At 67.5% G+C, this 21648-nt stretch carries 17 protein-coding genes; 6 read left to right on the top strand and 11 right to left on the bottom strand.

The features are described from left to right. Positions 1 to 5 precede the first annotated feature (5 nt). Both CA951_RS26770 and CA951_RS43535 read right to left on the bottom strand, forming a co-directional pair. On the bottom strand, positions 6 to 317 hold the full coding sequence (locus tag CA951_RS26770; RefSeq protein WP_087559712.1) for a hypothetical protein: 312 nt from the start codon (positions 315 to 317) through the stop codon (positions 6 to 8). A 43-nt stretch (positions 318 to 360) separates the two neighbouring features. Beyond that, complete coding sequence (locus CA951_RS43535) at positions 361 to 519, bottom strand: hypothetical protein (RefSeq protein WP_179220317.1); 159 nt, start codon at positions 517 to 519, stop codon at positions 361 to 363. A gap of 175 nt (positions 520 to 694) precedes the next feature. On the opposite strand from CA951_RS43535, the gene CA951_RS26775 reads away from it, so the two are divergent. Further along, positions 695 to 1138, top strand: a complete 444-nt coding sequence (locus tag CA951_RS26775) for an SPW repeat protein (RefSeq protein WP_087559713.1) — start codon at positions 695 to 697, stop codon at positions 1136 to 1138. Between the two features lie 96 nt (positions 1139 to 1234). Here the strand turns inward: CA951_RS26775 and CA951_RS26780 are convergent, their stop codons facing one another. The 3 genes from CA951_RS26780 to CA951_RS26790 all read right to left on the bottom strand — a co-directional run bounded on the left by CA951_RS26780 (position 1235) and on the right by CA951_RS26790 (position 5419). Then, positions 1235 to 2425 carry a TerC family protein gene (locus CA951_RS26780; RefSeq protein ID WP_087559816.1) on the bottom strand — a complete coding sequence of 397 codons (1191 nt, stop codon included), beginning with the start codon at positions 2423 to 2425 and terminating at the stop codon, positions 1235 to 1237. Positions 2426 to 2549: 124 nt separating this feature from the next. Then, a complete protein-coding gene (locus CA951_RS26785) occupies positions 2550 to 4043 on the bottom strand; it encodes a gamma-aminobutyraldehyde dehydrogenase (RefSeq protein ID WP_087559714.1) in 1494 nt (497 codons plus the stop codon). Continuing rightward, the gene (locus tag CA951_RS26790; RefSeq protein ID WP_087559715.1) at positions 4040 to 5419 is read right to left on the bottom strand and encodes an aspartate aminotransferase family protein; all 1380 of its coding nucleotides are present in this window, start codon (positions 5417 to 5419) and stop codon (positions 4040 to 4042) included. Before CA951_RS26790 ends, CA951_RS26785 begins: the two co-directional genes overlap by 4 nt. A 287-nt stretch (positions 5420 to 5706) precedes the next feature. On the opposite strand from CA951_RS26790, the gene CA951_RS26795 reads away from it, so the two are divergent. Further along, the gene (locus CA951_RS26795; protein ID WP_179220318.1) at positions 5707 to 7233 is read left to right on the top strand and encodes a gamma-aminobutyraldehyde dehydrogenase; all 1527 of its coding nucleotides are present in this window, start codon (positions 5707 to 5709) and stop codon (positions 7231 to 7233) included. Positions 7234 to 7235: 2 nt separating this feature from the next. Here the strand turns inward: CA951_RS26795 and CA951_RS26800 are convergent, their stop codons facing one another. Further along, entirely contained in the window at positions 7236 to 7697 is a 462-nt protein-coding gene (locus CA951_RS26800; protein WP_087559716.1) for an Lrp/AsnC family transcriptional regulator, read from the bottom strand. A 253-nt stretch (positions 7698 to 7950) separates the two neighbouring features. Here CA951_RS26800 and CA951_RS26805 point away from each other — a divergent pair, with 253 nt between their 5' ends. Beyond that, positions 7951 to 9444, top strand: a complete 1494-nt coding sequence (locus CA951_RS26805; protein ID WP_087559717.1) for an APC family permease — start codon at positions 7951 to 7953, stop codon at positions 9442 to 9444. Positions 9445 to 9524: 80 nt separating this feature from the next. Here the strand turns inward: CA951_RS26805 and CA951_RS26810 are convergent, their stop codons facing one another. The 3 genes from CA951_RS26810 to CA951_RS26820 form a co-directional block, all read right to left on the bottom strand. Continuing rightward, on the bottom strand, positions 9525 to 12791 hold the full coding sequence (locus tag CA951_RS26810) for an NAD-glutamate dehydrogenase domain-containing protein (protein WP_087559718.1): 3267 nt from the start codon (positions 12789 to 12791) through the stop codon (positions 9525 to 9527). A 129-nt stretch (positions 12792 to 12920) separates the two neighbouring features. Next, positions 12921 to 14309: an aspartate aminotransferase family protein gene (locus CA951_RS26815; RefSeq protein ID WP_087559719.1), complete on the bottom strand. Its 1389-nt coding sequence runs from the start codon at positions 14307 to 14309 to the stop codon at positions 12921 to 12923. A 20-nt stretch (positions 14310 to 14329) separates the two neighbouring features. After that, the gene (locus CA951_RS26820) at positions 14330 to 15928 is read right to left on the bottom strand and encodes a CoA-acylating methylmalonate-semialdehyde dehydrogenase (RefSeq protein ID WP_256974096.1); all 1599 of its coding nucleotides are present in this window, start codon (positions 15926 to 15928) and stop codon (positions 14330 to 14332) included. 139 nt (positions 15929 to 16067) lie between these two features. On the opposite strand from CA951_RS26820, the gene CA951_RS26825 reads away from it, so the two are divergent. After that, entirely contained in the window at positions 16068 to 17675 is a 1608-nt protein-coding gene (locus tag CA951_RS26825) for a PucR family transcriptional regulator ligand-binding domain-containing protein (protein WP_087559720.1), read from the top strand. Positions 17676 to 17881: 206 nt separating this feature from the next. After that, positions 17882 to 18988: an alanine dehydrogenase gene (gene ald, locus CA951_RS26830; RefSeq protein WP_087559721.1), complete on the top strand. Its 1107-nt coding sequence runs from the start codon at positions 17882 to 17884 to the stop codon at positions 18986 to 18988. 38 nt (positions 18989 to 19026) lie between these two features. Here ald and CA951_RS26835 read toward each other — a convergent pair whose 3' ends face one another. Further along, positions 19027 to 19719, bottom strand: a complete 693-nt coding sequence (locus tag CA951_RS26835; RefSeq protein ID WP_087559722.1) for a ZIP family metal transporter — start codon at positions 19717 to 19719, stop codon at positions 19027 to 19029. 47 nt (positions 19720 to 19766) lie between these two features. Here CA951_RS26835 and CA951_RS26840 point away from each other — a divergent pair, with 47 nt between their 5' ends. Beyond that, the gene (locus tag CA951_RS26840) at positions 19767 to 20648 is read left to right on the top strand and encodes a biotin-dependent carboxyltransferase family protein (RefSeq protein ID WP_087559819.1); all 882 of its coding nucleotides are present in this window, start codon (positions 19767 to 19769) and stop codon (positions 20646 to 20648) included. 29 nt (positions 20649 to 20677) lie between these two features. Here CA951_RS26840 and rlmB read toward each other — a convergent pair whose 3' ends face one another. After that, complete coding sequence (rlmB, locus tag CA951_RS26845; protein WP_087559723.1) at positions 20678 to 21646, bottom strand: 23S rRNA (guanosine(2251)-2'-O)-methyltransferase RlmB; 969 nt, start codon at positions 21644 to 21646, stop codon at positions 20678 to 20680. Positions 21647 to 21648: the final 2 nt, after the last annotated feature.

Consider the following 21648-nt stretch of genomic DNA (forward strand, 5'->3'; position numbering starts at 1 on the left):
GCCGCTCAGTACCGGGAACGCAGTAGCTTCCGGCGGCGCCGCATTGTTCGGCGCGCCCACGGTCGGTCGCCGGTGGTCGAGAACGTCCACACGGCGACTCCGAGCGCCGCAACGGACAGCAGATCGGACACCGTCAGGCCGTGGGTGGCGTCGAATTCCCAGAGCACCTGGCCCTCGAGGGGACCGTTGCCGAAGATCCAGACCACCGCGGCGACGACGGTGACGCCGGCGGTCAGGCGGGAGGGGCGTGCAAGGCACAGGGTGGTCGCCGCAAACAGGAAGTTCATGAAGACGAGGGGATAGAAGGGCAGCGCCATCCCGTCATTCTTCCAAGCTGCGCCGGGTGCGCGCACGGCGCGGTCACGCAACGGTGCGGTCGGGCGGGTCGTTCTTGCTGGTCGCGTTCTCGGTGGCGGGCAGTTCGTGCAGGTCTTTCTGCCGAATCGCTCGGCCGATGAGAATAGCGAGGGGCACCGACAGTGCTATCCACGCGAGCGCGACCCCGACAATCCACCACACACTTCGAGTATGCCCGTCCCTGGACGCCTGCCCAAGGTCGGCTGATCGTCGTCGTTCGTGGGGACTGGTCGGTAGCTGGGTGTTCGGAAAAATTACCTGGTCATCGCTGGTTTGCCGCACCGAGTTCGGGGCACCCCCTCGATAGGGATTGGTTCTCTTTTCTAGGAGGTGGGTGATGACGACACCAGGTATGTCGATCGAGAGACACCCTGATATCGCCGAGTTGCGGGCTCGCTACGACCGAGTCTCGGAACAGCCGATGACGCAGGTCACCGAGGGCCTGATGTTCATGGCGGGCCTCTACATGGCGGCATCGCCATGGATTGTCGGGTTCGCAAGCCAGTCTGGCCTGGCGACGTGCAACCTGCTGTCGGGTCTTGCGGTGGCACTGCTCGCGGTCGGTTTCACGTCGGCCTACTCACGCACGCACGGCATGGCGTTCGTCGCGCCGCTGCTCGGACTGTGGATGATCGTCAGCCCGTGGCTGGTCGTCGGAGTTACCACCACGGCGGGAATGATCTGGTCGAACGTGGTCTGCGGCATCATCGTGTGTCTGCTGGGTCTCGGTCTCACCGCCATGGGTATGGCGGACGGCGGCATGAGGATGAGGAGGAGGTAGGCACGCACGTGCCCGCATGGGGATGGGGCACGAGCCGAAGAAGCGCCCGCCGGACCGGTGGGCGCTTCGACTGCGTTCAGCTGGTTCTGCGTTCGGCTAGTTCTGTTTGAGGAACGCGTCGTGCTCTCCGTGGGCGCGTTTGATGAGGTCCAGGAGTGCGGTTTCCTCGCGGACCATCTTCTTGAATTTCGGGTCGAGCTTCTTGAGTTGTTCTTCCTCGTTGATCAGCCTGTCGTACATGCGTTCGCGCTCGGCGAGGTCGGCGGTGTAGTCGAGGTCGAGGTAGTTGACGGCGTGCCGCCTCGCGCCGGCGATGGTGGACTGTGCCCTGCCCTTCTTGCTGGCGAGGGACGCGATCACGGTGATCACGAGGATGCCGATGATGACGCCCAGTGACACGAACGTGCTGATCTCGATGACGTCGACCGGTTCGCCGCTGTTGACGAACGGCAGGTTGTTCTCGTGCAGTGCGTGCAGGATCAGCTTGACCCCGATGAACGCGAGGATCGCGGCCAGCCCGTACGACAGGTAGATGAGGCGGTCGAGGAGACCGTCGAGCAGGAAGTACAGCTGCCGCAGGCCCATCAGTGAGAACACGGTGGCGGTGAAGACGACGAAGACGTTCTGGGTGAGGCCGAAGATCGCGGGGATGGAGTCGAGGGCGAACAGGAGGTCGGTGCCGCCGATGGCCACCATTACCAGCAGCATCGGCGTCATCATCCGCTTGCCGTTCTCGACGGTGAACAGCTTGTCGCCGTCGTACTGCTCGGTGGTGTGGATGAATTTCTTCGCGATGCGGATGATGAAGTTGTCGGCCGAGTGCGACTCCTCGGTTTCGGGCCGCAGCAGGTTACCTGCGGTGATCAGCAGGATGAGGCCGAAGAAGTAGAACACCCACGCGAACGAGTTGATGAGCGCGGCGCCCAGGAAGATGAACCCCGTCCGGGCGAAGATCGAGAACACGATGCCGAACAGCAGGACTTTCTGCTGGTCTTCGCGCGGCACCCGGAAGCTGGACATGATGATGAGGAAGACGAAGAGGTTGTCGACGGACAGTGCCTTCTCCGTGACGTAACCGGCGAAGTACTCTGTGCCCATGTCGACGCCGCCGAAGATCAGGACGGCGACACCGAAGAGCAGCGCGAGTCCGACATAGATCGACGACCAGATCGCCGCTTCCTTCAGCGTCGGGATGTGCGCGTGGCGGACGTGGAAGAAGTAGTCGAACGCCAGCAGAGCGACGATCACCACGATCGTCAGAATCCAGGCGAAGGGAGTTACATGCACCATGTCTGCCTCTCCGTCGAAGCGGAACGCTCTGTTCGTCAGCGTAACCCCGCGCACGGCGCGACTTGGCAGAACCGGCGCGGTCGCCGGGACGGCAGACAGGCTGCCGCCCCGGCGACCGGGCTCAGAGTCGGTGGCCGAACACCGTCCGGTGCCAGTCCTTCCTGGCGGTTCCGGTGATGTCGGACATGACGTGTTTGACGTTGGTGTACTCGTCGAGCGAGTACGTCGACATGTCCTTGCCGTAACCGGACGCCTTGTACCCGCCGTGGGGCATTTCGCTGATGATCGGGATGTGGTCGTTGATCCACACGCAGCCCGCCGCGATGTTGCGGGAGGCGGTTTGCGCCCGGTACAGGTCCCGCGTCCACGCCGACGCCGCCAGCCCGAAGTCGGTGTCGTTGGCCAGCGCGATACCGTCCGCGTCGTGCTCGAACGGGAGGACGACGAGCACGGGACCGAAGATCTCACGCCGCACGATCTCACTAGACTGGTCGGCGCCCACGACGAGCGTCGGCTCGTAGTAGAAGCCGGACGCGAGGTCGCCGCCGGGGACGCCGCCGCCGCGGACGATCTTCGCCCCCGCGTCGCGGGCGCGGTCGACGAACCCGGCGACGTGCTGCTGCTGCCGCCGCGACACCAGCGGACCCATGTCGGTGCCGGGATCGGTCGGGTCGCCGAGGCGGACGGTGTCCATGAGCGCGGCGACGCCGGCGACGAAGTCGTCGAACAGCGGACGCTGCACGTAGGCGCGGGTGGCCGCGGTGCAATCCTGGCCCGAGTTGATGAGGGCGCCGGCGACGGCCCCGTTGATCGCCGCCTCGAGGTCGGCGTCGTCGAACACGACGAACGGGGCCTTCCCACCCAGTTCCAGGTGCAGTCGCTTGCCTGCCGCGGCGGCCGCGATCTGCCGCCCCACGGGAGTCGATCCGGTGAAACTGACCATGCTGACGTCTCGGTGCGACACCAGTGCCGCACCGGTGGTCGCGCCGCGGCCGGTGATGACGTTGACGACGCCGTCCGGCAGTCCGGCGCGGGTTGCCGCCTCGGCGAACAGCAGCGACGTCAGGGGAGTGATCTCCGCGGGCTTGAGCACGATGGTGTTGCCGGCCGCGACCGCGGGCAGGATCTTCCACGCCGCCATCTGCAACGGATAGTTCCACGGCGAGATCGACCCGATCACCCCGACGGGTTCCCGGCGGATGCTGGACGTGTGGTCGGGCGAGTACTCACCCGACGCCTTTCCCTCCAGATTGCGGGCCGCGCCGGCGAAGAACGACACGTTGTCGATCGACCCGGGGACGTCGAACTCGGTCGACAGCTTGATCGGCTTGCCAGTCTGCCGGGTTTCGGTGGACGCGAGGTCGTCGGACATCTCCGTGAGTTCGGCGGCCCACCGTGTGAGGACGGCGGAACGCTCGCCCGGGCTCGTGGTCGACCACTGCGCGTAGGCGGCTTTCGCGACGGCGACCGCGTCGTCGACGTCGCCGACCGAGGCCTCGGTGCGCGACGAAACCACCTCACCGGTGGCCGGATCGAGCACCTCGTACCGTTCGGCCGCTGCGCCGTCCCGGTAGCGGCCGCCGACGTACAGCCCGGGAAGGTCCTGGTGGTTCACAGCAGGGTCCAGGCTTCGGTGAGGACGCTGCGNAGGATGCTTTCGATCTCGTCGAATTCGGNCTGCCCGCAGATCAACGGGGGTGCNAGTTGGATGACCGGGTCGCCGCGGTCGTCGGCNCGGCAGTACAGNCCGGCGTCGAACAGGGCGGTGGAGAGGAACCCGTGCAGGATCCGCTCGGCCTCCTCGCCTGTGAACGACTCCTTCGTGGCCTTGTCCTTGACCAGTTCGATGCCGTAGAAGAAGCCCTCCCCGCGCACGTCCCCGACCATCGGCAGATCGGTCAGCTTGTCGAGGGTGGCCCTAAACGCCGGCGCCTGCTCCGCGACGTGCGCGTTCAGGCCTTCGCGTTCGAAGATGTCCAGGTTCGCCAGCGCCACCGCNGCGGAGACCGGGTGCCCGCCGAAGGTGTAGCCGTGCGCGAACATCGACGTCCCGTCCGCGAANGGTGCGAACAACCGGTCNGAGGCGATCATCGCCCCGATCGGCGAATACCCCGACGTCAGGCCCTTGGCGCAGGTGATGATGTCGGGCACGTACCCGAAGTCCTCGCACGCGAACATCGACCCGATCCGCCCGAACGCGCAGATCACCTCGTCCGAGACCAGCAGCACGTCGTACTCGTCGCAGATCTGCCGGACCCGTTCGAAGTAGCCGGGCGGCGGCGGGAAGCAGCCGCCGGCGTTCTGCACCGGNTCGAGGAAGACGGCGGCGACGGTGTCGGGGCCCTCGAATTCGATGGCCTCGGCGATCCGGTCGGCGGCCCAGATCCCGAACGCCTTCGGNTCACTGCCGAGGGGGTCGGGGGCGCGGTAGATGTTGGTGTTGGGGACCCGGAACGCGCCGGGGGTGAGCGGTTCGAACGGGGCCTTGAGGGCGGGGATGCCGGTGATCGCCANNGCNCCTTGGGGGGTGCCGTGGTAGGCGATGGAGCGGGAGATGACCTTGTGTTTGCCGGGTTTGCCGACCCGTTTGAAGTANTGTTTGGCCAGTTTCCAGGCGCTTTCGACGGCCTCGCCGCCGCCGGTGGTGAAGAACACCCGGTTCAGATCGCCGGGGGCGTAGCCGGCGAGGCGTTCGGCGAGTTCGATGGCGGGTTCGGTGGCGTAGGACCAGAGCGGGAAGAACGCGAGTTGTTCGGCCTGTTTGGCGGCGGCCTCGGCGAGCTCTAGGCGGCCGTGCCCGGCCTGGACGACGAACAGCCCGGACAGNCCGTCGAGGTAACTCTTGCCGGTGGAGTCGAAGATGCGGGCGCCGTCGCCGCGGGTGATGATCGGCGGGGTGATGTTGTCCCCGTGCCGGGAGAAATGCCCCCACAGGTGGCGCGCGGCCGAGCGTTCGAGTTCGGTCGTGGTTCTTTCGGTGACTGCAGTCATCAGAGTCCTCAATTGTATTTCGGTTCAGTCGAATTCGGGCCGGTCCAGCTTCGGAGACCGAATCCGGGATGATCACCTCGACAGGTCGTCGAACGCCGAGGTCCGATCCGGCATGCGTCAATGGTGACGCCTCGCGCCCGCGAATTCAAGTAGTAATTGGATAAATCTTGACGCAATGCGCAGAATATCTTGCATTTCGATGACTGAATTCGTGGCGATGGCTAGCCAACGCGAGTGCGCTCTTCTACTGTGAGTGAATCTTTTCGCCCCCGTCTTGGAGTGATCTCATGACCGTCTCGGTCCCTTTTCCGCCGTCCACCTCGCTCGACCTGCCGGCCACCGTGCCCGGCTGCTGGATCTCCGGATCCCCGGCCGAGGGCTCCGGCGCCGTCCACCGCATCATCGATCCGGCGACGGGCACCCCCGTCACGACGCTGACCCTCGCGACCGCGGGGGACGTCGACGCCGCCGTCCGGTCGGCGCGTGCCGCCTTCCCCGGCTGGTCGGGTGCCGCCCCGGCCGAGCGAGCGGCGGTCCTCACCGCGCTCGCCCGCGCACTCGAGCGCGACGCGGAACTGTTCGCCCGCGAAGAAGTCGCGCAGACCGGCAAGGCGATTCGGCTCGCTCGCGAGTTCGACGTCCCGGGCAGCATCGACAACATCGACTTCTTCGCCGGAGCGTCCCGCAATCTCGAGGGCAAGGCCTCCGCGGAGTACTCCCCCGACCACACGTCGAGCATCCGGCGTGAAGCCGTCGGCGTCGTCGGGTCGATCACGCCGTGGAACTATCCGCTGCAGATGGCGATATGGAAGGTGATTCCGGCGCTGGCCGCCGGGTGCACGGTCGTGCTCAAACCGAGTGAGCTCACGCCCCTCACCACGCTGCGTCTCGCCCGGCTGGCCACCGAATCCGGGCTGCCCGACGGCGTGTTCAACGTGGCGACGGGCACCGGCGCCGAGGTGGGCGCCGCGCTCGCCGGACACCGCGGAATCGACGTGCTGACCTTCACCGGGTCGACCGCCGTGGGCCGCACGGTGATGGCGCAGGCTTCCACGAACGGCACCCGCGTGCAGCTCGAGCTGGGTGGCAAGGCCCCGTTCGTCGTGTTCGACGACGCCGATCTCGAAGCGGCGGTGCACGGCGCGGTAGCGGCGTCGCTGATCAACGGCGGCCAGGACTGCACCGCGGCGACCCGCGCGATCGTGGCGGACTCGCTGTACGACGACTTCGTCGCCGGCGTGGCCGCACTGATGGAACGGGTTGTGGTGGGCGATCCCTACGACCCGGACACCGACCTCGGATCGCTGATCACGCTCGCGCATCGCGACCGGGTCGACGGCATGGTGCAGCGCGCCCGCGCCGCCGGCTTCCGGATCGTGACGGGCGGATCCGCCCCCGACCTGCCCGGAGCGTTCTATCTCCCCACCCTGATCGCCGACGTCACCGAGGACGCGGAGGTGTACCGCGACGAGGTGTTCGGACCGGTGCTCACCGTGAGTCGCCATTCGGGCGACGACGACGCGATCCGCCGCGCCAACGACACCGACTACGGTCTCGCCGCGTCGGCATGGACGACGAACCTGTACCGCGCGCAGCGCGCATCACGGGAGATCGACGCGGGTTGCGTGTGGATCAACGATCACATCCCGATCATCAGCGAGATGCCGCACGGCGGGGTCGGCGCGTCCGGGTTCGGCAAGGACATGTCGACGTACTCGTTCGAGGAGTACCTGACCGTCAAACACGTCATGAGCGACATCACCGGTGTGTCACGGAAAGCGTGGCACCGCACGGTGTTCGGCGCGGCGCAGTAGGACTACTCCCTCGAGGGCGTGCCGTACCGCAGCTTGTGCACTTTGCAGATCGAGATGGTCTCCGTGGTGCGCACGCCCTCGATGGTGCTGACGTGCTGATTGAGAAAGGCCCACAATTCGGCGTTGTTGGCGCTGCCGACCTCGGCGCAGATGTCGCTCCGCCCCAGCAGCGTCGAGACGTACGTGATCTCGGGCATCTCGGTCAGCGTGTCGACGACGGCCTGGTGCCGGGCGGGGTCGACGGTGAGGAACACGAGCGCCAACTGGGAGTCGCCCAGCCGCTCGGGATCGGCGAACGCGACGATGCGCAGGATGTTCAGGTCCTGCAGACGCTTCACGCGGGCCCGTACCGTCGCCTCGGACGAGCCCAGGTTGCGGGCGATTTCCCGGAACGCTCGCCGCCCGTCGTCCTCGAGTTGCCGCAGGATCGCGCGGTCCAGTTCGTCCAGAGTGTGCTGAGACATGGACCGACTCTATCCAGAACGACGAGATCAGTGGCGTTGCGGGCACAAAAGACTGCATTTCATGGATGTTAAGCCTTGATTAATACGCATTGCGAGGTGAATTTCACCTTGTGCGACGCATTGCGCGGTGTTAGTGTCTTGAATCACATACTTGCGGCGGCCCATCGGCCTCCACCCAGCTCGACTCGAGTCGCCGAGGGCCGCATTCTGAATACACACACTGCGCCGACAAGGCCCAGAACTGGAGAATCCCGTGAGCCTGCACGATTCCTTCGCCGACGACCACACCTATGAGAAGAACCTGCGGTGGTGGGACGGCTTCACCATCAGCCTCTCCATCCCGGCCGCACTGTTCGTCGGCATGGGCTACGCAATCGGCCTGATCGGTGCCTGGACGACGCTCGTCCTCCTCGGCGCCGTCGCCGTCCTCGCATGCCTGCAGAATTTCATCTACTCCGAGATGGCCAGCATGTTCGTCGACAAGGTCGGCGGCATTTCCATGTACGCCCATCAGGGCTGGCGAACCCGCTCGACCCTCGTCGGTCCGCTCGCGACCTACGGTTACTGGTTCTCGTGGTCCAGTTCGCTGGCCATCTACGGCCTGCAGATCGGGAAGCTGGTCCAGGCGGAATGGTTCCCCGAACAAACGTGGACGTTCTCCACGGGCCTGGCCACCATCGGACTACCTCACGTCATCGCTCTCGGCGTGCTGTTCATGGGCTGGGGACTGAACGTCCTCGGGATGCGTCCCGCGATGTGGCTGATGTACGCGACCGGCGCCCTCGTCCTCGTCCCGATCGTCGTCTTCGCGGCCGCCCCGCTCCTGTCCGACAGCTGGTCGATGAGCAACCTGCACTGGGACATCGCCGCCAGCGGTGAAGCGGGCTGGCGCACCGCGATCGCCTGGATGTTCGTCCTCGCCTGGTCGGTCTACGGCATCGAGGCCGTCGCCTCGTTCGTGCCGGAGTTCCGCGACACCATCCGCGACAGCCGAATTGCATTGCGACTGGCCGGTTTCTTCGTCATCGCCGTCTACATCCTCGTCCCGTTCGGCGTCGGCGGACTCGTCGACCAGGCGAACGTCGCCGAGAACCCCGTCTCCTTCTACCTGACCGTGTTCGAGAGCCTGTTCCCCGGCGGCGACATCGTGATGGCGATCTGCCTCATCGCCGGCCTCGTCCTCCTGATGGTGATGACCACCGCCGACGGCGGACGCGTCCTCCACGGCAGCGCCCGGGAGGGGCTCACCGTCAAGCAACTCGGCGAGCTCAACCGCTTCAAGGTTCCGGGACGCGCGATGTCGCTGGATCTACTCGTCAACGTCGTCCTGATCCTGTTCGTCGGCGAGGCCCTCGCCGTCATCGTCGCCGGCATCGTCGGCTACCTCATCTGCCACATCCTGTCGCTGACCGGCTTCCTCAACCTGCGCCGCGACGAACCGGACGCCCATCGCCCCATCAAGCTCGGCAAGCAGTGGGTGTACATCGCCGCTGTCCTCGTGGTCGTCGACACGATCATGGTCGTCGTCGGCGCTCTCAGCGCCTCGATCACCGGCTACGGCAGCACGAAGGAACTGATCGTCGGCGTCTTCGTCCTGTCACTGTCGATCGTGCTGTACGCCTACCGGCGCGTCGTGCAGGACGGTCAGCCGTGGGTCTGGAAGGAACCGGCGTCCGCCGTCGAGGCCGATTTCGTGCCCGACGACGACGAGGACGACGCTCCCGCCGATCCGGCCCGCACCCTGTAGGACCCCCACCAGGGGCGAATGTATCTCTCGACGCGATGGAAACGCCGAGAGGTACATTCGCCCCCATTTTGTGCGTGGAATCAGTGCCCGTCGGCCATGGACCGCACGTGGCGCGCCGCGACCGACAGCGACGCGAGATCGTGGGTGGACGCGGCGTCGATCTCCCCCAGGGTCCGGCGAGCACGCTCGATCCTCGCCCGATTCGTGCTCTCCCACAGCAGAATCCGGGAGTCCGCCGAATCCCCGGGTTCGCCCGAGGACAACACATCGCGGGTCAGGAGCCGGACGGAGCGGTACAGGTCGTCACGCAGCGCCACCCGGGCGAGCGTGTGCCAGCGTTCACCCCGCGGAAGCGCCGACACCTTGATCAGCCACCGATCCACACCGAGGTGATCGGACAGCGCGAAGTAGAGCGGTGCCACCTCGGCGACGTCGTGGTCCAGTTCGCGGGCGACGTCGGCGATGTCGAGCAGGCTGAACCGGTAGAGGCCGTCCGCGATACGCCGGGCGATGGACGTCTCGACGCCCGCCTCGTCGTAGATGCGCCGCGACTCCTCCATCGCCAGCGCCTCTGCGCCGCGGAGCCATCCGCCGACATCACCGGAATGCGTGTGGACGGCACGCCGGAACTCGGCGATCTCGGCGTCCACCGACAGCGGCTGACGTCGGTTGGCGAGGAACCACCGCGACGCCCGGTCGAGCAACCTGCGGGCCTCGACAACCAGTTCGTACTCCGTCGCCGGTGGCAGTTTCGCCGCGGCGATGTCGGCCCAGAGTTCCGCGAGCCCGAACACTTCCGACGTGATGACGAACGCGCGCACCACATCCGCGGGCCCGGCCCCCGTCTCTTCGCGCAACCGGTACGCGTAGGTGAGACCGCCGCGGGCGAAGATGTCGTTGACGATCTCGGTGGCGAGGATCTCCTGGCGGAGGGGGTGCGCGTCGACGGGGAGAACGGACCGCAGTGCGGCCGGGAAGTACGCGCCGAGCCGTCCGGAGAAGTACCCGTCGGTGAAGACGTCCGAATCCTCCAGTTCCGCTTTCAGATCCAGCTTGGCGTGTGCGAGGAGGGTCGCGAGTTCCGGTGAGGTCAGCCCGAGCCCCGCCTCCGACAGTTCAGTGAAGCCCTCGGCGTTCGGCAGCGCCTCCAGTGCGCGGTCCAGACCGCGCTTGTCGACCAGGGCGCCCACCATCCGTGCGTGCACGTCCACCATCCGGTGGGCGTTCGACCGGGCGTCACCGAGAACCCGGTTCTGCGCGCAATTGTTCGCGAGGACGAGTTCCGACACGTCGTCGGTGAGCGTCCCGAGCAGGTCCGAGCGCCGGGCCGGATCGAGCCTCCGGTCGACCGGCAGGGAGTCGAGCAGGATTTTGATGTTCACCTCGTGGTCCGAGCAGTCCACTCCGGCCGAGTTGTCCAGTGCGTCCGTGTTGACGCGTCCACCCGTGCGGGCGAATTCGATGCGGGCGAGTGCGGTCAGGCCCAGGTTGCCGCCCTCGGCGACGGCCCGTGCACGCAGCCGGCCGGCGTCGATCCTGACGTTGTCGTTCGCCTTGTCCCCCGCGTCCGTGTGCGACTCCGACGCAGCCTTGACGTACGTCCCGACTCCGCCGTTGAACAGCAGATCCACCGGGGAGGCGAGGATGGCGCGGATCATCTCCGGCGGCGTCAACGTCGTCACCGACGGCGCCAACCCGAGTGCAGCCCGCATCTGGCTGCTCACCGGAATCGACTTGCTCTCCCGCGACCAGACACCCCCGCCCTCGCTGATGAGGGTCCGGTCGTAGTCGGCCCACGACGACCTCGGCAGTTCGAACAGCCGGCGGCGTTCCTGGAAGGCCTGCTCGTGGCCGGGAGTGGGGTCGACGAAGATGTGCCGGTGGTCGAACGCGGCGACCAGTCCGATGCCCGGCGTCGCCAGCATGGCGTTGCCGAACACGTCGCCACTCATGTCGCCGATCCCCGCCACCGTGAACGGGTCACCGTCGACGTCGATTCCGAGTTCGGCCAGATGCCGGGTGACGCTCACCCAGGCGCCCTTCGCGGTGATGCCCATCTTCTTGTGGTCGTAGCCGACCGAACCGCCGGACGCGAACGCGTCCCCGAGCCAGAAGTCGTATTTCCGGGCCACCTCGTTGGCGGCGTCGGAGAACGTGGCCGTGCCCTTGTCCGCCGCCACCACCAGGTAGGGATCGTCACCGTCGCGGCAGACGACGCCGTCCGGGTGCACCGATTCGGCGGTGTCCGAACGGTTGTCGGTGACGTCGAGCAAACCGGAGATGAACTGCCGGTAGCAGTCCAGGCCGGTGGACGACGGGTTGCGCACGACGAAACCGCCCTTGGCGCCTGCGGGCACGATCACGGCGTTCTTCACCGCCTGCGCCTTGACGAGTCCGAGGATCTCGGTGCGATAGTCGTCGGGGCGGTCGGACCAGCGGAGGCCACCGCGCGAGACGGGTCCGTATCGCAGGTGCACGCCCTCCATGTCCGGTGAGTACGCGAAGACCTCGTAGAACGGCCGCGGCCGCGGAAGCTCGTCTATCTCGCCGGAGCGGAATTTCAGCGACAGCTGGGGCCGGGTCGGACCGAGCGTCCCGTCGCGGTAGAAGTTGGTGCGGGTCGTCGCAGAGACGAGATTCACGTACGCGCGCAGGATCCGGTCGGCGTCGAGGCCCTCGACCTCTTCGAGCAGTGATTCGACTCTGGCTCGGCGGGTTTCGACGTCGTCGGCGGAGTGCCCGCGCGGATCGAAGTGCGCGTGGAACAAACCCACGAGCGCAGACGCGAACTCGGGACGCGACAGCAGCACCGCCTCGATCCGGCCCTGGTCGTAGGGCAGAGCACTCTGCCGCAGAAAGCGCGCGTAGGCGCGCAGGAGCACGACCTCCCGCCAGTCCAGGCCGGCGGCCAGTACCAGCACGTTGAACCGATCCGCCTCCGCCCGGCCCGACCACATCGCCCGAAACGCCTCCACGACGGCCTCGGGTTCGACGGATCCCGCGGCCTTCGCCGACGCGACGAGCGGTCCCGCGGACACCCGGAAATCGTAGAGCCGGCAAATCAGACCGTCGGCGCGGCGGAATACGGACGTCCGTTGGTCGTCTACCTCGAGGTCGAGACTTCCGAGAAGGCGGAGCACCCGCTCGAGCGACACGGTCGAGCCGCCGCTGTAGAGCGTGACCCGGAACTGCGGATTCTCACCGGTTCCGGCGGTGCCGACGTGCAGGTCGAAGGCGTCTGCGGTCAGTCGGTCGAGGATGGCGACGTCGGGAACCGGCGGCCGATCCCGTTCTTCGACATAGCCTTCCGGCAGGGACGGGGCGAGCGTGGACGTAATCGAGCTCATAGATTCTCTCCGTTGAGATCCGGGCGCCGAGTGATTGTCGGGGAAAAGAGAAAGATCCGCCCCGCGGGCGCCATTGACCGCGGGACGGATCGAGTGTCGGGACACGGGTGTGTCGTCGGACGGGGTGTGTCAGGAGTTGCGGTGTGCGTCCGCGATGTCGAGAACCGTGTCGAGGATCGCGAGACCCTCACGGACCTCGGCCTCGGTGACGGTGCACGGCGGCACCGCGTGAATGCGGTTGAAGTTTGCGAACGGCAGCAGTCCACTTGCCTTGCACGCCGCGATCACCTCGTTCATCGCCGGGCTGGACGCGCCGTACGGGGCGAGCGGTTCCTTCGTGGCACGGTCGGCGACGAGTTCGATCGCCCAGAACACGCCGAGCCCTCGGACTTCACCGATCGACGGATGCCGGTCGGCGAGGCCACGCAGTCCGGGACCGAGAATCTCGCTACCGATCCGGGCCGCGTTCTCGACGATCCCCTCGTCCTCCATCGCAGTGATCGTCGCGACCGCGGCGGCGGTGGCGAGCGGATGTCCCGAGTAGGTGAGTCCGCCCGGGTACGGCCGGTTCGCGAACGTCGCCGCGATCTTTTCGCTGATCGCGACACCGCCGAGCGGAACGTAACCGGAGTTGACGCCCTTCGCGAACGTGATCAGGTCGGGTACGACACCGAAATGGTCGATCGCGAACCACTTTCCGGTCCGCCCGAACCCCGACATCACCTCGTCGGCGATGAACACGATGCCGTAGCGGTCGCAGATCTCGCGGACGCCCGCCAGGTAACCGGGCGGGGGCACCATGATCCCCGCGGTCCCGGGAACCGATTCGAGCACGATCGCCGCGATCGAGTTCGGCCCCTCGAGACGGATCAACTGGTCGAGGTGCTCGAGCGCGCGCTCGGTTTCCTGCTGCTCGTTCTCCGAGTGGAACTGCGACCGGTACAGGAACGGTCCGTGGAAGTGGACGACTCCGCTGTTGCCGTAGTCGTTGGGCCACCGGCGCGGATCTCCGGTGAGGTTGATCGCGGTGTCCGTGCCACCGTGGTACGAGCGGTAGCGGGAGAGCACCTTGTAGCGGCCGGTGTGCAGGCGGGCCATCCGCACGGCGTGCTCGTTGGCGTCGGCGCCACCGTTGGTGAAGAACACCTTGTTCAGATCGCCCGGGGTCCGTTCGGCGATCAGCCGCGCAGCCTCGGAGCGGGCGTCGTTCGCGTACTGCGGTGCGATGGTGCACAGCTTCGCGGCCTGGTCCTGAATGGCGGCAACGACTTTGGGGTGCTGGTGCCCGATGTTCGTGTTGACCAGCTGGGACGAGAAGTCCAGCATGCGGTTCCCGGCACCGTCCCACACGTACGAACCCTCGGACGCGAGGATCGTCATCGGTGTGATCTGCTCCTGCGCCGACCACGAGTGGAACACGTGCGCGCGGTCGAGCGCATAGGCGCGCTCACCCTCGGCACGGGCCGCGTCGAGGGGCTGACCGGTGGGCAGGAGTTCCTGGGAGACTGTCGTCGTCATGGCCGTGGGTCCTTTCCTGCTCAGTTGTTCTGGGGGAAGCCGAGGTTGATGCCACCGTGGCTCGGGTCGAGCCAGCGGCTGGTGACGACCTTGCCTCGGGTGAAGAAGTGCACACCTTCGGCGCCGTGGGCGTGGGTGTCACCGAACAGGCTGTTCTTCCAGCCACCGAAGGAGTAGTANGCNNTCGGAACCGGAATCGGCACGTTGATGCCGACCATGCCGACCTCGACCTCGTTCTGGAACCGGCGNGCCGCGCCGCCGTCGTTGGTGAAGATGGCGGTGCCGTTGCCGAACGGGCTGGAGTTGACCAGTTCGAGGGCCTCGTCGTAGGAGTCGACGCGGATGACGGAGAGGACGGGTCCGAAGATNTCGTCGGTGTACACACTCATGTCGGTGGTGACGTGGTCGATGAGGGTGGGTCCGAGCCAGAATCCGTCGGCGCCGCCGTCGGGCTGTACCTGCCGGCCGTCGACGACGATGGTGGCGCCGTCCTTCTCGCCGGCGTCGATGTAGGAGGCGACCTTGTCGCGGTGCACCTTGGTCACCAGCGGGCCCATGTCGGAATCTTTGGTGCCGTCACCGATCTTGAGCGTGTTGGTGCGTTCGGTGATCTTCGCGACCAGTTCGTCGGCGATGTCCCCGACCGCAACCAGCGCGGAGATCGCCATGCAGCGTTCACCGGCGGATCCGAAGCCGGCGTTGACCATGGCGTCGGCGGCGAGGTCCAGGTCGGCGTCCGGGAGGACGATGGCGTGGTTCTTGGCGCCACCCAATGCTTGGACGCGTTTGCCGTGGGCGGTGCCGGTGGCGTACACGTACTGCGCGATGGGGGTGGACCCGACGAAGGAGATGGCCTTGATCGCGGGGTTGGTGAGGAGTTCGTCGACGGAGGTCTTGTCACCCTGCAGGACGTTGAACACCCCGGCGGGAAGTCCCGCCTCGGCCCAGAGTTCGGCCATCCAGATCGCGGCGGTCGGGTCCTTCTCCGACGGCTTCAACACCACCGTATTGCCGGCGGCGATCGCGACGGGGAAGAACCACATCGGGACCATCGCGGGGAAGTTGAACGGGGAGATGATCGCGACCGGGCCGACGGGTTGGCGGATCGAATGCACGTCCACGTTCGTCGACGCGTTTTCGGTCATGCCGCCCTTGAGCAGGTGCGCGATGCCGCAGGCGAATTCGACGACCTCCTGGCCGCGGCTCACTTCACCGAGGGCGTCGGAGACGACCTTGCCGTGTTCGGAGGTGATGATCTCGGCGAGTTCACCCTTGCGCTCGTTGAGCAGTTCCCGGAACTTGAAAATGATCTGCGTCCGCTTGGCGAGGGAGGTGTCGCGCCACCCGGGGAACGCCGCCGCGGCCGAGTCGATGACNGCGCGGGCGTCCTCGACACTGGCCAACGCGACCTCACCGGTGACGGCACCGGTGGCCGGGTTGGTGACCGGGGCGGTGTTCCCGCTGGTGCCGGCGAAGCTCTTGTTGTCGAACCAGTGCGAGATGATCCGGCCTTCGCCGGAGTGCGAGATGATCCGGCCTTCGCCGGAGTGCGAGATGATCCGGCCTTCGCCGGAGTGCGAGATCGTTCGGGTCTGCGCGGCGCCGTCGTTGTGTGTCATGAAATGGGTGTCCTTACCGAGAGAGCGGATACCGGGGCGATCCGCACGGATCGCGTGATGTCTCCACTCTGGTCCGTGCACCAGCCCCCAGACCCCGACGATCTGTATAGCAATCCGCCTTCTGATTTACACTGCGTAAATGCTGCCCACCATCGTCGACATCCTGGCGCTCCCGGTCGTCCAGGCCGGAACGCCCGAGGTGGTCGGCGGCGGACCACTCGACCGGCCGGTGCGGTGGGTGCACGTCAGCGATCTGCCCGACCTGTCCAACCTCCTCCAGGGCGGCGAACTCGTCCTCACCACCGGGCAACCCCTCGCGGATGACTCGTCGAGCGTGGAATACCTGGAAGGACTGGCCGCGGCGGGCGCAGCGGGACTCGTCGTCGAACTGGGCGTCCACGTCGACACCGTCCCGGACGGGGTCGCGCGCGCCGCCGACAGACTGTCGTTCCCCGTCGTCGCGCTGCACCGTCAGATCAAGTTCGTCGAGGTCACCGAGGCAGTACACCGGTCGATCGTCGCGGAGCAGTACGACGAGGTCGCCTTCGCACGGCACGCCCACGAGGTCTTCACCGACCTCAGCATGAAGCGGGCGTCGCTCGGCGAGATCGTCGACGCCGCCGCCGGCATGCTCGGCGCCCCGATCGTGCTCGAAGACCTCAACCGGCAAGTGCTGGCGTTCGCGGCGCAGGGCACCGCGACGGCGGATCTCCTCGCCGAGTGGGAACGCCGGTCTCGGCTGACTCCCGTGTCGCATCAGACGGCGGTCGACGGCCCGGAGTCGTGGACGACGACGCCCGTCGGCGCACATCGGCAGGAATGGGGACGACTCGTCGCCCCCCGCCCCGTCGCCGCGGAAGGTCGCGCGCGGATGACCCTCGAACGCGCGGCCCAGGCGCTCGCACTGCACCGCATGGTCGAACAGGACCGGACCGCGCTCGAGCAGCAGGCCCAGAGTGGACTCATCGACGAACTCCGCCGCGGACGCATCCAGGACGAGGCCGAGGCGACCGCACGCGCCCACGCCCTTGGCCTCCGGCCGGCACTGACCTACCTGCCGATGACGGTCCGGGTCAGCGAAACCGCAAGCGCCGACCAGGTTCTGGCGCAGCGACGCCGGGTCAGCATGCTCGACGCCGTGCGTCACGCGGTCCGGACGTCGCGGCAGACGGCACTGACCGCGAACACCCGGGCAGGGCAGATCGACCTGCTCCTGTCCCATCCCCCGGCGTCCGCCCCCGGCGCGCTGACCGAACTCTGTCGGGCGATCCGCGCCGCACTCACCCGGCTCGACGGCGTCCTGCACTGCACCATCGGCGTCGGCCCCGAATCGACCCGGCTCCTGGACGCCGCCGGCGGCCTCACGGAATCCGCGCACATCGCCGACGTCGCGCTGTCGTTGCCACCGGACGACAAGGCCTTTCACCGGGCAGCCGATATCCGGTTGCGCGGGCTCCTCGCCCTCATCCGGACCGATCCGCGAGTGCAGGCGTTCGCCGAAACCGAACTCCGCGGCCTGCTGGAGCATCGGGCGCGACACGGCGGCGACAGCGTCGAAGTCCTGCGGAGCTTCCTCGAAGTCGGCGGCAACAAGACGGAACTCGCGAAGAGGCTCCACCTCTCGCGCCCCACGCTCTACGCGAAGCTGGCCACGATCGAGCGACTGCTCGGTGTCGACCTCGACGACGCCGAGTCCCGGACGTCGCTGCACACGGCGATGCTGATCCTGCAGCTCCGCCGCCCGTGAGTACTTATTAACGTCGGGCGGTTAACAAGTACTCACGGGGCGAAGCCGAAGATCGTTCGACGAGGACCGCCCCGGTGACGCCACCTCCGAATTGCCGCACGCAGTGGCGGCAATTTTGAGAATTATCTTCAGAACTGTTGGCATGAATGATCGCTTTCTTCACTATTGGCACCTACCAATCGAATTTCCAACAGCACGGAGTTCTCATGAAGATCGGCATCCCCCGCGAAATCAAGAACCACGAATACCGCGTGGCCATCAGCCCCGCCGGTGTCCACGAACTCGTCGGCCGCGGCCACGACGTGATCATCGAAGCCGGTGCCGGCGTCGGATCGTCCTTCGCCGACGCGGACTTCAAAGCCGCAGGCGCGCAGATCCTCTCGACCGCCGACGAGGTCTGGGAGAGCGCCGACCTGCTGCTGAAGGTCAAGGAACCCATCGCCGAGGAATACGCCCGACTGCGCCAGGACCAGGTGCTGTTCACCTACCTGCACCTCGCCGCGTCGAAGGACTGCACCGACGCACTGCTGGCGTCGAAGACCACCTCCATCGCCTACGAAACCGTCGTCGGCGCCGACGGGTCCCTGCCGCTGCTCGCCCCGATGAGCGAGGTCGCCGGACGCCTCGCCCCGCAAGCCGGCGCCTACCACCTGATGCGCCAGGGTGGCGGCCGCGGCGTCCTCATGGGCGGCGTCCCCGGCGTGCGCCCGGCCAAGGTCGTCGTCATCGGTGCCGGCGTCTCCGGCAAGAACGCCATCGCCGTCGCCTACGGCATGCACGCCGACGTCACCGTCCTCGACCTGTCCATCGCGCGTCTCCGCGAGATCGACGCCCAGTACGACGGCCAGGTCAAGACCATCACCTCCAACACCCTCGAACTCGAACAGGCCGTCCTCGACGCGGACCTGGTCATCGGCGCCGTCCTCGTCCCCGGCGCGAAGGCCCCCACCCTCGTCTCCAACAACCTGGTCTCGCGGATGAAGCCCGGATCGGTGCTCGTCGACATCGCCATCGACCAGGGCGGCTGCTTCGAGGACTCGCGGCCCACCACCCACGCCGAACCCACCTACCAGGTCCACGACTCGGTGTTCTACTGCGTCGCCAACATGCCCGGCGCCGTCCCCCGCACCTCCACCTACGCCCTCACCAACGCGACCCTGCCGTACGTCGTCGCGCTCGCCGACAAGGGCTGGAAGGAAGCGACAGCGACCGTCCCCGGTCTCGCCGAGGGACTGTCCACCCACGACGGCAAGCTGCTGTCCACCGAAGTCGCTGCCGCGCACGGCTACCTGGTCGCGACACTGCCTGCCTGAAACTACTGCCTGCCTGACCGACTGCCCGCCTGAGCAGGCTAGGCGCCGAGGCCGAACGCGACGAGGAACCCGAGCGCGGTGGACAACCCGACCCACCACCCTCCTTCCCGGTAGGCCTCGGGCATCAGCGAGTCCGCGAGCACGGCGATGGTCGCGCCACCGGCGAACGCCTGGATGGTCGCGATGGTGCCGTCGGAGATGGTGTCGGACACGGCGTCGGCGCCGATCACGACCAGCACCAGCAGGACGGCGGTGGCCACCCACACCGACAGGGCGCGGCCGTGGCTGAAGTGCGGCTGTGACCGCATGGACGCCGCGCCCGCGACCGCTTCGGGCACGTTTCCGACCGCGATGGCGACGAGGAGTACCACCCCGCCCGCACTGCTGCTGATCGTCACCCCGAGGGCGGTGTTCTCGGGGATGCCGTCGAGCAGCGCACCGAGCATCAACGCCCAGCCGAGAGCGCCTGCACCGAGTTTCTTCTCGATGAGCCGGTCTGCGACCACATAGACGAGTGCCCCCGCGAACAGGGCCGCGCCTGCCGTCCAGATCCCTTCGGTCTCGAACGCGGGCTGGAACAACTCGGTGGACACGGCGGCCACCATCGTTCCCGCACCGAACGCCATGAGCGCAGCGAGGACCGGCCGCGGCAGGTCGTAGCGCAGGCCGATGACGGCACCGATCAGGAGGGGCAGGGCCGTGCCGAGGCCGTACAGAGTCGCGGTCAACATGGACCAGAGCGTATCCAGACGGCGCGGGGATGCGGGACAATCGGACGATGGCTTGGCTCGAGGTCGTGCGCACCGGACCGTTCACCACCGTGCAGGATCGCGGCCGTCCCGGGTACGCGTCCATCGGTGTCGGCGAGTCGGGTGCCGCCGACCGCGACGCGCACGACAGCGCAAACAGGTTGGTGGGCAACCACTCCGACGCAGCCACATTGGAGGTCACGCTCGGTGGGCTCGCGGTGCGGGCGGCCGGAACCGTCTCCGTCGCCGTCACGGGCGCCCGCAATCCCGTCACCGTCAATGCCAAACCCCGACCCGACTACACGATGCTGCACCTGAACACCGGGGACCTGCTGGAGATCGCATTCGCGCAGGAGGGGCTGCGCAGTTACGTCGCGGTGCGCGGAGGTTTCGACGTGCCCGCGGTGATGGGCAGCCGGTCCACCGACACGCTGTCGGGCCTCGGCCCCGATCCCGTCGCCGAGGGTGACCGGTTGCTCGTCGGCGCGGATGTAGGCGACTGGCCCGCCGACGAGATCATCCCGCCACCCGTCGCATCCGAGGACCCGATGACGATGCGTGTCCGGCTCGGACCGCGGGACGACTGGTTCACACCCGCATCCGTCGACGCTCTTCTCCGCGAGACGTGGACGGTCAGTTCCGACACCAACCGGGTGGGGGCACGACTCGAGGGCCCGGGAGCGCTGCACCGGTCGGTGCGGGACGAGATGCCGAGCGAGGCCATGGTGGCGGGTGCCCTGCAGGTGCCGCCGAACGGTCAGCCGATCCTGTTCCTCGCCGACCATCCGGTGACGGGCGGCTACCCGGTGATCGCCGTGGTCGCCGAGGCCGACCTGCCGCGCGCCGCGCAGTTGCGGCCCGGGCACCGGGTGCGGTTCCACCGTGCGGTGGCGTCGCCGCTCCCGAGGTGACTGATTCAGCTCCGGCGGCGGGCGGGGACTCAGCTCCGGCGGCGCCGGGCGATGTCGGCGAGCACGACACCCGCGGCGACGGACGCGTTGAGCGATTCGACGGGGCCTGCCATCGGGATGCTGAGGATGGCGTCGCAGTTCTCGCGCACCAGACGCGACAGTCCCTTACCCTCGGAGCCGACCACGACGACCACCGGGCCGCTGCCGTCGAACTCGTCGAGCGTGGTGTCGCCACCCGCGTCGAGCCCGACCACCTGGACGCCCTTGGACGCCCAATCCTTCAGCGTGCGAGTGAGATTGGTGGCGCGGGCGATCGGCAGACGCGCTGCGGCGCCGGCGCTCGTGCGCCACGCCACCGCGGTGACCGAGGCACTGCGACGCTCGGGGATGACCACACCGTGACCACCGAACGCGGCGACCGACCGCACGACGGCACCGAGGTTGCGGGGGTCGGTGATGTTGTCGAGGGCCACGAGCAGCGGCGCCTCCTGGTGCTTGCGGGCTTCCGCGATCAGGTCGTCGGGGTGCGCGTAGCGGTACGGCGGCACCTGCAGCGCGATGCCCTGGTGCATGCCGTTGGCGCTGAGCCGGTCGAGATCGGTGCGGGGAACCTCGAGGATGGAGATGCCCGCGTCGGCCGCGCGCTGGACGGATTCCTTCAGACGGTCGTCGCTCTCGGTCCCGACCGCGACGTACAGCGCGGTCGCGGGGACACCGGCGCGCAGACACTCGACGACGGGGTTGCGGCCCAGCACGTTCTCGGGACCGTCGACCGCCTTGCGGCCTGCGGTCTGACGGCCGCGGCCCGGCTGCTTCTCGGCGTCCCGGGCGGCGCGGGCGGCACGCTTGGCGGCGGGGTGCTTGGTGCGGGCCTCCGCGGGCGGCGTGGCGCCGCGGCCTTCCAGCCCCTTGCGCCGCTGGCCACCTGAACCGGCGACCTGCCCCTTCTTGGTGCCGGCCTTGCGGATGGCTCCGCGCCTACTCGAATTTCCAGCCATTA

The organism is Rhodococcus sp. NCIMB 12038 (assembly GCF_002165735.1).
In the GTDB taxonomy this organism is placed as follows: Bacteria; Actinomycetota; Actinomycetes; order Mycobacteriales; family Mycobacteriaceae; genus Rhodococcus_F.

Coding starts and splice junctions, on each gene's coding strand:
- CA951_RS26775 (WP_087559713.1), top strand. CDS start 695: ATGACGACACCAGGTATGTCGATCGAGAGACACCCTGATATCGCCGAG.
- rlmB (WP_087559723.1), bottom strand. CDS start 21,646: ATGGCTGGAAATTCGAGTAGGCGCGGAGCCATCCGCAAGGCCGGCACC.
- CA951_RS26795 (WP_179220318.1), top strand. CDS start 5,707: ATGACCGTCTCGGTCCCTTTTCCGCCGTCCACCTCGCTCGACCTGCCG.
- CA951_RS26800 (WP_087559716.1), bottom strand. CDS start 7,697: ATGTCTCAGCACACTCTGGACGAACTGGACCGCGCGATCCTGCGGCAA.
- ald (WP_087559721.1), top strand. CDS start 17,882: ATGAAGATCGGCATCCCCCGCGAAATCAAGAACCACGAATACCGCGTG.
- CA951_RS26825 (WP_087559720.1), top strand. CDS start 16,068: ATGCTGCCCACCATCGTCGACATCCTGGCGCTCCCGGTCGTCCAGGCC.
- CA951_RS26840 (WP_087559819.1), top strand. CDS start 19,767: ATGGCTTGGCTCGAGGTCGTGCGCACCGGACCGTTCACCACCGTGCAG.
- CA951_RS26815 (WP_087559719.1), bottom strand. CDS start 14,309: ATGACGACGACAGTCTCCCAGGAACTCCTGCCCACCGGTCAGCCCCTC.
- CA951_RS26835 (WP_087559722.1), bottom strand. CDS start 19,719: ATGTTGACCGCGACTCTGTACGGCCTCGGCACGGCCCTGCCCCTCCTG.
- CA951_RS26770 (WP_087559712.1), bottom strand. CDS start 317: ATGGCGCTGCCCTTCTATCCCCTCGTCTTCATGAACTTCCTGTTTGCG.
- CA951_RS26810 (WP_087559718.1), bottom strand. CDS start 12,791: ATGAGCTCGATTACGTCCACGCTCGCCCCGTCCCTGCCGGAAGGCTAT.